The following is an 8,808-nucleotide window of genomic DNA, read 5'->3' as shown; positions in this document are numbered from 1 at the left end:
GCCCGTCACACAGGTAGCGGCCCTCCCTCGCCCGGGAGTCCAGTTCCCCGGCCGCCTGGACCTGCAGGGCCTGCACCCACCGGGAAAGCTGCTCGACACTGCGCGCCCACTCCAACACACCCCCATCGCTAAGGGCAACCAACTCCACCCCCAACGGCGCCGCCACCACCGGGGACCCCTCCCACGCCCCCGCCCCACCCGGACCAGCAACCCCGGCAACAGGACCAGCAGCCCCGCCGCCAGCGCCGCCCGTGCCGTTGCTGGCCGCGTCCCTGGTGGCACGGGCCGCGGCCGCGGTCAGGGCGGCGGCCAGGCTGAGCAGGCGGCGGATAGGCCCGCCGGCCACCGACGTCCCTGCCGCCGTGCCGGTGCCTCCCGGGCCCGGCACCCTTGCCGTTGTCTCCATGCACACCACGCTACAACCAGCCACCGACAAACATTCACGGGAAACCCGCGAATGTTGACAACCCTAGAACACACATTCCCTGTGGAGGCCCCACCACACAAAAACGGCCCAAACCAGCAACCACCCCGGCCAACAACGCACGCCGCCACGGCACATGCCCCATCAGGCCACCAGCCAACCCGAACAGACGCGCAAGGCGGACAGTCCGGCGCGCCCGAGCTGGCGGGCCTGGCGGGCCTGGCGGGGCAAGGGTCGCCCTAACACGGAAGGGAGGCCAAGGGCTGTTCGGGGAGGACATCCTGGTTCGCCCTGCGATGCTACGACCGTCACGACAGCCGTCACCACAGGCACGGGTACCGCATACGGTCTCCTGCGGACCCAGACAGTTTTCCCGGCGGGCCCGCCAGCACTCGAACGCGCCGAGTCAGGAACCGGTTGCAGGCGCCGGGGATCCCGACAGCACCGTAAGCAGCGATGTCCCGTCGGGGACACCCAGCCCCGTACACGCGTCCCAGCCAGGCGTCGCGTGGTAGCTGCCGTTGTTGCCGACGGTGATGTCCCGAAAGCCCGGGGCAACCTGTCCTTTCGTTACGGCGGCGTAGAGGACAGGCTGCAACTGGCCCAGTCCGCGCCCGTGCGACTGCACCAGCCGGGCCACCAGGGCGGCCCACAGCGGCGCCACTGCGCTGGTGCCGCCAATGACCATGTCCGTCCCGTCCACCCGGACGCGGTATCCGGTTTGCGGATCTGCCACGGCTGCCACGTCCGGCACGCCGCGCCCCTTGGGCGTGGCTGCAGGTCCCCGGCCGGAGAGCACCGTGACCTGCTGCTGCCAGCTCGGGAGCGGGAAGGCATCGCTGACCCCTCCGCCCGTTGCGGAACTCGTGGAATCATTCCAGACGGTCTCGCTGGTGACGTTCCCGGTGGCGGTGTCCACTTCAAGCCTCGTTCCACCGCACGCGAGCACATGGGGGCTCGACGCCGGGAAGTCAGCATGGTTTTTTCCGTCGCGTTCGGCGTCGGCACTGCCGTTGTCCCCGGCTGCCGCCGTGACCGTGATGCCCAGCATGCCTGCGTCGACGAAGGCGTCGTCCATGGCTGTGCGGGCCTGCGCGGTCCATTGGTCCTCGCTCTGGCCCCAGCTGATGCTGATCGCGGCCGGTGCGGGCGTGTCGTGGATGGCCTTGGAGACGGCGTCCAGGAACCCGGCGTCGGTGTTGGGGGCGAAATAGACTTTCTGGGCGGCGCCCGGCGCAAGGGCGCCGGCCACTTCAATGTCCAGGAGCACTTCGCCGTCGGCGCCCTGGGGGTCGCCTCCGGGGACGTTGACGGCGCCGTCCACGCTGACCGTCTGCACGGACGGGCCGGTGATGCCCAGCTCCGAAAAGTACGTGTCCAGGTCCGATTGGCCGAATCCGCCGCCGAGCTCAATGATGGCAATGACCTGTCCGGTTCCGTCGGTATTTGCCGGGAAGTTGTAGATGCGGCCCAGGTCCAGCGGCGTGTAGCTTACTGAGCCGGCGGCTGCCGGCGCGAAGTGAAAGGGGGCGCGTGCCGACGGCCTGTCGTCGAGTCCCAGCACTGCCGTGACCACGCCGTCCAGGGCCGCCGGTACGCTCAGTTCCCCTGTACGGTGGCGGTGCGTGGACGTTTCATTGTTCGGGCCGACACTGGACACCGTGTCCAGGTCGGTGCCAAAAATGGTGCAAAGCAGGCCCACCGGCCCGGAAACCCGAAGCCTGCGCGAGGCGGGGTCGGTTTCAACCACGGTTGCACCGAGGCCCGTGAAGGTCCGGACGGCAAGGTCGACGTCGGCCGGCGCGGCCGCGTAGGCGGCCGGGATTGCGCTGCCCGCGGCCCGGGGCTTCCCGTGCCCATCCGGGACGGCGCCGGCCCCTGGGGCCCCGGCCTGCACCGATCCCGCCCGGCGCAACACCACGGTCACCGTAATTTCTTCCCGGTACAGCTCATCCTGCGTCCCGGCGCCGGCCGGATGGTGGAGTGCCTGGGGGGCCGGACCGCGGCTGCTGCCGGGGAGGGCAACCAGCTCGGGGCCGGAGTCATGGGCGGCGTGCCGCCCCCGTCGTGGTGCATCGCCCGTTGTTTCCTGGCTGCCGGCGCGCACCTGGCCCTCCCGAGGAGCGTCCCCCTGTGGATCTTGTGCGCCCGGCTGGCCCGCCAGCGGTTCCTTGTCAGACATGGCACTCACCTTTCACTCGTTATCGGCGATACTACGACCCATCGTGGAGACAGACAACGAAGCGGGCGGCGAGCCGCAATTCATCCAGGCAGGTGGGTTGTGCCCTCCGGCGCGACGCGCGGTGGTGGAACCTGACGACAATATCGGCGGCATGGGGCGCAGGCCGGCGGGTGTCAGTGCCGCGCCCCGACGCCGCCAAGGCGCAAGCCCGCAAGCCCCTGCTCCAAGACCGGCTGTCAGCTGCTCCCGAGGGGGACATGGCGGGCAACAGCCTCCACCGTCCGTTGCCCGGATGGGCTGCCGCTCCGGGCGCCTGCCCGCCCCGAGACCAGTTCAGCGGCCTTGAAGGCACCTTCCAGGACGGTGACGGCCGCCCGGTACCGTGCCGTCCCTCCCGGGCCCGGACTGCGGCGCACCCATTCGGCCTGCGCCTGGGCCAAGGCCTTGACGAGGGCCGAGGTCTCGGGAATCCGCACGTCGGCCATGCCGGGAAAGTCAATGGCACTGGCCGGATCCAGCTCGTACCGGCCCCAGCGGGCAAGAACCACGGCATGCCTGGCGCGCAGGGCCTTGCGTTCCGCCTCGGCCAGGCGCAGGGCGCGGGCGTTCGCCTGCTGCACCAGACGGCGACGCACCACGGTGTTGGTCCACCACCAGGTCCCGGCTGCCAGCAATGCCAGGGTGGCGCCCGCCCAACGGTTGAGCACGGCTGCGACCAGCACGGCAGGCAGCACCACGCACAGACCCGCAAAAAGGTACCAGAAGTGGGCGTCGGGGTCATGTTCCAAGGCCGGACGCACTTTCACGAGCCATGTGGTTCCGGCCGTGGCCAGCACCACCAGCACAGCCGTCAAGACAAACCCTGCCAGGGCCGTCACCAACATTTCGGCACCTCCTGCCAACTGCCCCGGGCGCTTGGGTCCGGACACCTGCACCGGGAACCGGCCGCACCGCTTCCCTTATCTCCATTGCAGGCCCTTTCGGGGGCAAGGTCAAGGGTGCGGTGGGGCCACCCTATTCAATGCGGTGCCGGGGCGCTGACTGCTCCATGGCACCGGGCGCATGGCGGGCGGTCCCGGGGCCTGTCCGGGCACGGTTCCGGCCCGGCCCGGCAACGCCGTGACCCTGGCGTTCGACGGCGGGCACCCGCCGGACGGGCGGAAAGTCGGCGGACGTGCCCGTACCTGTTCCGGTCTCGAGGGAAGACTGCACGCGCGGCGGGACCGTTGCCGGGGAGTCGCTCCGGCCGGCTGCCTTCAGCTCCACGGGCGCAGGCTCGGGGTAGGCGTACTTGCCGCCGCGCAGCGCGGATGCGACGGCGGCGACCAGGCAGGCGGCAATGGCGAAGCCAAAGGCGACGGCCAGCCCGTCGGCGAACGGCCCGGAAATCAGGGTCGGGAAGAAACCCCGGCCGGTGAGGTAGGCGGCATTGGCGGGGGAGAGGCCGGCCAGGGCGGCAGGACCCACCAGCGTTTGGATGGGGTTGTAGCCCAAAAGTGAGGCAAAGAGGACGGAGACGGGCGGCAGGGAGGCAACACGGCCGGCGTCGGCCGCGCTGATGCCGTGGGCAATGAGCCCGTTGCTGAGGGTGGCCGGGAGGGTGCTGGCGAGCCCGGTCACCATGAGGGAGAAGAAGATGCCGATGGAGAGGACCATGGCCGAATTTTGGAAGGTGGTGCTCATCCCGGCTCCCACGCCGCGCCGGTTGGGCGGCAGGCTGTTCATGATGCCGGCACGGTTCGGTGCGGCAAACAGCCCCATGCCCACGCCGTTGACGAGCAGTGCCAGTGCGAAGGTCCAGTACTGGAAGTTCACCGGCAACACCAGCAGCCACCAGAAGCTCAGCGCCGCCACCACCATCCCGCCGGTGGCCAGCAGCCTGGCTCCCATCCTGTCCGAGATCCAGCCGGAAACGGGTCCGGCCACGAGGAAGCCGGCGGTCAAGGGCAGCATGTAGACGCCGGCCCAGAGCGGGGTGCTGGCAAAGTCGTAGCCGTGCCGGGGGAGCCAGATGCCCTGCAGCCAGATGATCAGGATGAACATCAGCCCGCCGCGGCCGATGGCGGACAGCAGGCTGGCGAGGTTGCCGGCGGTAAAGGCACGTATGCGGAACAGGGAAAGGTGGAACATTGGATCCGGCACGCGGGTTTCAATGATGCAAAAGGCAGCCAGCACCACGCTGCCGCCGATCAATGCCGAGAGAACCCACGGATTGGTCCAGCCCATGGTGTGCCCGCCGTAAGGCTGGATGCCGTAGGTGATGCCCACCAGCACGGCCACGAGTCCGGCGGCAAAGGTCACATTGCCCCACCAGTCGAGCCTGGCCGGTTGGCGGATGCCGTTGTCGTGCAGCTTCAGGTACGCCCACACGGTGCCGAAGACGCCCACGGGGACGGAGACCAGGAAGACCAGGCGCCAGTCGAGCGGCCCCAGCAGCCCGCCGATGATCAGGCCCAGGAACGAGCCGGCAATGCCGGCCACCTGGTTCAGGCCCAGCGCAAGCCCGCGCTGGTCCACGCCGAAGGCGTCGGTGATGATGGCGTTGGAATTGGCCATGAGCAGCGCCCCGCCAACTCCCTGCAGGATGCGCATGACAATTAGCCAGTACACGCCGGGCACGCCCGTCATCCAGGTGACGGTCAGCAGGATCGAAAAAAGCGTAAAGATGGCAAAGCCGGCGTTGTACATTTTGACGCGGCCATACATGTCACCGAGCCGGCCAAAGCTGACCACCAGCACCGCCGTGACCACCATGTAGCCCATGATCAGCCACAGCAGCAGAGACGTGTTGCCGGGGGCCAGCGGGTTGATCCCCACACCACGGAAAATGTCCGGCAGCGCGATCAAAAGGATGGAGGCGTTGATGGTGGCCATCAACACACCCAGCGTGGTGTTGGACAGCACGATCCACTTGTAGCGCGGGCTGGCAAGGGCGCGCGCACGGGTTGCGGCGGCGGTGGTAGGTGTCAGTTGTGCCTTGGCCACAATGTTCGCACTCCCTGGGAAGCTGGTTCCGTCCATGGGCAGCGGTCGGTGGTTACCTCTGTCAACTAACCATGGTAGTCCCGCGGCGTGCCGTGAAGCTGAAAGATCCCTGTCAACCCGCCGGCTCCCGCCCCGCGGCCCCTTGGGCACGCCGGACCCGGGCTACGGGCCACGCGGCCGCCGCCGTCCAAAACAGCGCCTGTGGTCTGATAACCTGACCCAGTCCGCCGACCTCCCGTCACATTGTCTTGCCGGTTGCAGGTAACGGGTGGACACTGGAATCCGTTGCAGACTTGAGGAGAGCTCCATGCACTTGACGCCCCGGGAACAAGAGAAACTCATGATTGTGGTGGCCGCAGATCTTGCCCGCCGCCGCCAGGCGCGAAGCCTGAAGCTCAATCATCCCGAGGCTGTGGCAATCCTCACCTATGAGTTGATTGAAGGCGCCCGTGACGGGCGCAGCGTTGCCGATCTGATGAGCTGGGGGAGCACCGTCCTGAGCCGCGATGACGTCATGGAGGGCGTCGCGGAAATGATCAAGGACGTACAGGTCGAGGCCACGTTCCCCGACGGCACGAAGCTTGTCACCGTCCACAATCCCATCCGCTGACCGGCCGCCCCAGTGCGCCGTCGTCCGAATAAAGCCGTGAAATGAAAGGCATGCCATGATTCCGGGTGAATACATTCTCCGAAGCGATCCGATTATCTGCAATGAGGGGTCGGTGGCGAAACTGGTGCAGGTCACCAACCGCGGCGACCGGCCCATCCAGGTGGGCTCCCACTACCATTTCCAGGAGGTCAACAAGGCCCTGGAATTCGATCGCGCCGAGGCCCGCGGCCACCGGCTGGACATTCCTGCCGGCACAGCCGTCCGCTTTGAGCCGGGCGACGCCAAGACCGTCAGCCTGATACCGCTCTCCGGCACCCGGGAAGTCCACGGCTTCCGCAACCTCGTCAACGGACCACTCGACGCCAACACGGCGGGGGAAGGCAGCAAATGAGCTTCGAACTGAACCGCAAGCAATACTCGGACCTGTACGGCCCCACCACGGGCGACGCCGTCAGGCTCGCGGACACCGAACTGTTTGCCGAGATTGAGTATGACCTGACCAAGTACGGCGAGGAAGTCGTGTACGGCGGCGGCAAGGTGATCCGCGACGGCATGGGCCAAAACGGCCAGCTGGTCCGCGACGAGGACATCCCGGACACCGTCATCACCAACGTGATCGTGCTGGACCACACCGGCATCTACAAGGCGGATGTGGCCCTGCGCGACGGGCACATCTTCAAGATCGGCAAGGCCGGCAACCCCCAGATCTCCGACGGCGTGGACATCACCATCGGCGTGGCCACGGACATCATCGCCGGCGAGGGCCGGATCCTCACGGCCGGCGGCATCGACACGCACGTGCACTTTGTCAGCTCCGACCAGATCCCCGTTGCCCTGGCATCCGGCGTGACCACGCTGATCGGCGGCGGCTCGGGCCCCTCCGAGGCCAGCAAGGCCACGACCGTAACCCCGGGCGCCTGGCACATTTCCAAGATGCTCCAGGCCGTGGACAACATGCCCATCAACATCGGCCTGCTGGGCAAGGGGCACGCCAGTGCCATCGAGCCGCTCGCCGAACAGATCCGCGCCGGCGCCATCGGACTGAAGGTCCACGAGGACTGGGGCTCCACAACGTCCTCCATTGACATGTCCCTGCGCGTGGCCGACGAATACGACGTGCAGGTGGCCATCCACTCCGACACGCTGAACGAATGCGGATTCGTCGAGGACACCATCGCGGCCATCGGCGGACGCGTCATCCACACCTTCCATACCGAGGGCGCCGGCGGCGGACACGCCCCCGACATCATCAAGGTGGCCGGGCTGGCCAACGTCCTGCCGGCATCGACCAACCCCACCCTGCCCTACACGGTGAACACCATTGACGAGCACCTTGACATGCTCATGGTCTGCCACCACCTCAACCCGGAGATCCCCGAAGACGTGGCCTTCGCCGACTCCCGCATCCGCAAGGAGACCATCGCCGCCGAGGACGTGCTGCACGACATGGGCATCTTCTCCATCACCTCCTCCGACTCCCAGGCCATGGGCCGGGTGGGCGAGGTGGTGCTGCGCACCTGGCAGGTCGCCGACGCCATGAAGCGCCAGCGCGGCAAGTACGACGACGACCCCGAGGTGGGCGACAACGCGCGGCTGAAGCGCTTTGTGTCGAAATACACGATCAACCCCGCGATTGCCCAGGGCGTCTCCGACTACATCGGCAGCGTCGAGGTGGGCAAGTTTGCCGACCTGGTGCTGTGGGAACCGGAGTTCTTTGGCGTCAAGCCGGAAATGGTCATCAAGGGCGGGCAGATGGTCATGAGCGTCATGGGCGACCCCAACGCCTCCATTCCCACCCCGCAGCCCCGGACGCTGCGCGCCAACTTTGCCGCCCTGGGCCGCGCCGTGCATTCGACCTCCATCACCTTCCTGTCGCAGGCGGCGGTCGACGCCGGCGTGCCCGCCGAGCTGGGCCTGCAGCACGAGATCCGCGCCTGCCACGGCATCCGCGACCTCACCAAGGCGGACATGAAGCACAACGGCGAAACGCCGGACATCCAGGTTGACCCGGAAACCTACGAAGTCCGCGTGGACGGCGAAGTTGTCACGGCAGAGCCCTCCAGCGTGCTGCCGATGGCCCAGCGCTACTTCCTGTTTTAAAAGGAGCACACTTGATTATCGACAAGGTGCTGGGCAACAAATTTGACCCGGCCACAGCGTCCTTCGACCCGGCCGTCCTGGCCGGACTGCACGAGGAAAAGGTGCTGTTGCCGTCCGCCGAGCTGGTCAAACGCATCCAGCGCGTGACCACCGACCACGGCAACGAGGTCGGCATCCGGCTTGCCGGGGACAACGTGCCGGACCTGCGCGACGGAGACGTCCTGTTCCTGGACGGGCACAATGCCATTGTGGTGGCCGTGGAATCCTCCGACGTGCTCGTCATCGCCCCCGGATCCATCCAGGAGATGGGGGTGGTGGCCCACAACCTGGGCAACCGGCACATGCAGGCGCAGTTCTTCGGCGCGGACTCCGAATACGGCGCCGAGGTGATGGTGCTGGCGTACGACCACACGGTGGAGGACTACCTCAAGCACGTCGGGGTGGCGTATTCGCGCCAGGACCGTGTGATGGATGTGCCGTTCCGGCACGCCGGGCACACGCACTGAG

At 67.6% G+C, this 8,808-nt stretch carries 7 protein-coding genes and 1 pseudogene; 4 read left to right on the top strand and 4 right to left on the bottom strand.

Translation table 11 applies throughout. The features are described from left to right. From MMF96_RS11875 to MMF96_RS11860, 4 genes and pseudogenes are all read right to left on the bottom strand, one after another. Positions 1–406 (bottom strand): annotated as a pseudogene (locus MMF96_RS11875) (hypothetical protein); the annotation flags it as partial. 424 nt (positions 407–830) lie between these two features. Further along, the gene (locus MMF96_RS11870; RefSeq protein WP_256883655.1) at positions 831–2,606 is read right to left on the bottom strand and encodes a S53 family peptidase; all 1,776 of its coding nucleotides are present in this window, start codon (positions 2,604–2,606) and stop codon (positions 831–833) included. A gap of 236 nt (positions 2,607–2,842) precedes the next feature. Then, positions 2,843–3,490, bottom strand: a complete 648-nt coding sequence (locus tag MMF96_RS11865) for a hypothetical protein (protein ID WP_256883654.1) — start codon at positions 3,488–3,490, stop codon at positions 2,843–2,845. 130 nt (positions 3,491–3,620) lie between these two features. Next, positions 3,621–5,591: an MFS transporter gene (locus MMF96_RS11860; RefSeq protein ID WP_256883653.1), complete on the bottom strand. Its 1,971-nt coding sequence runs from the start codon at positions 5,589–5,591 to the stop codon at positions 3,621–3,623. Between the two features lie 307 nt (positions 5,592–5,898). Here MMF96_RS11860 and MMF96_RS11855 point away from each other — a divergent pair, with 307 nt between their 5' ends. From MMF96_RS11855 to ureE, 4 genes are read left to right on the top strand one after another with little or no spacing between them, the layout of a single operon-like run. Continuing rightward, the gene (locus MMF96_RS11855; RefSeq protein ID WP_176618512.1) at positions 5,899–6,201 is read left to right on the top strand and encodes an urease subunit gamma; all 303 of its coding nucleotides are present in this window, start codon (positions 5,899–5,901) and stop codon (positions 6,199–6,201) included. Positions 6,202–6,256: 55 nt separating this feature from the next. Beyond that, entirely contained in the window at positions 6,257–6,592 is a 336-nt protein-coding gene (locus MMF96_RS11850; RefSeq protein ID WP_176618511.1) for an urease subunit beta, read from the top strand. Continuing rightward, positions 6,589–8,301 carry an urease subunit alpha gene (gene ureC, locus MMF96_RS11845; protein ID WP_176618510.1) on the top strand — a complete coding sequence of 571 codons (1,713 nt, stop codon included), beginning with the start codon at positions 6,589–6,591 and terminating at the stop codon, positions 8,299–8,301. Before MMF96_RS11850 ends, ureC begins: the two co-directional genes overlap by 4 nt. A gap of 11 nt (positions 8,302–8,312) precedes the next feature. Then, positions 8,313–8,807, top strand: a complete 495-nt coding sequence (gene ureE / locus MMF96_RS11840) for an urease accessory protein UreE (RefSeq protein ID WP_176618509.1) — start codon at positions 8,313–8,315, stop codon at positions 8,805–8,807. Position 8,808: the final 1 nt, after the last annotated feature.

The organism is Arthrobacter sp. STN4 (genome assembly GCF_024539665.1).
In the GTDB taxonomy this organism is placed as follows: domain Bacteria; phylum Actinomycetota; class Actinomycetes; order Actinomycetales; family Micrococcaceae; genus Specibacter.
Note: the sequence above shows the minus strand (reverse complement) of the source record. Positions and strands in the feature narration are given on the sequence as shown.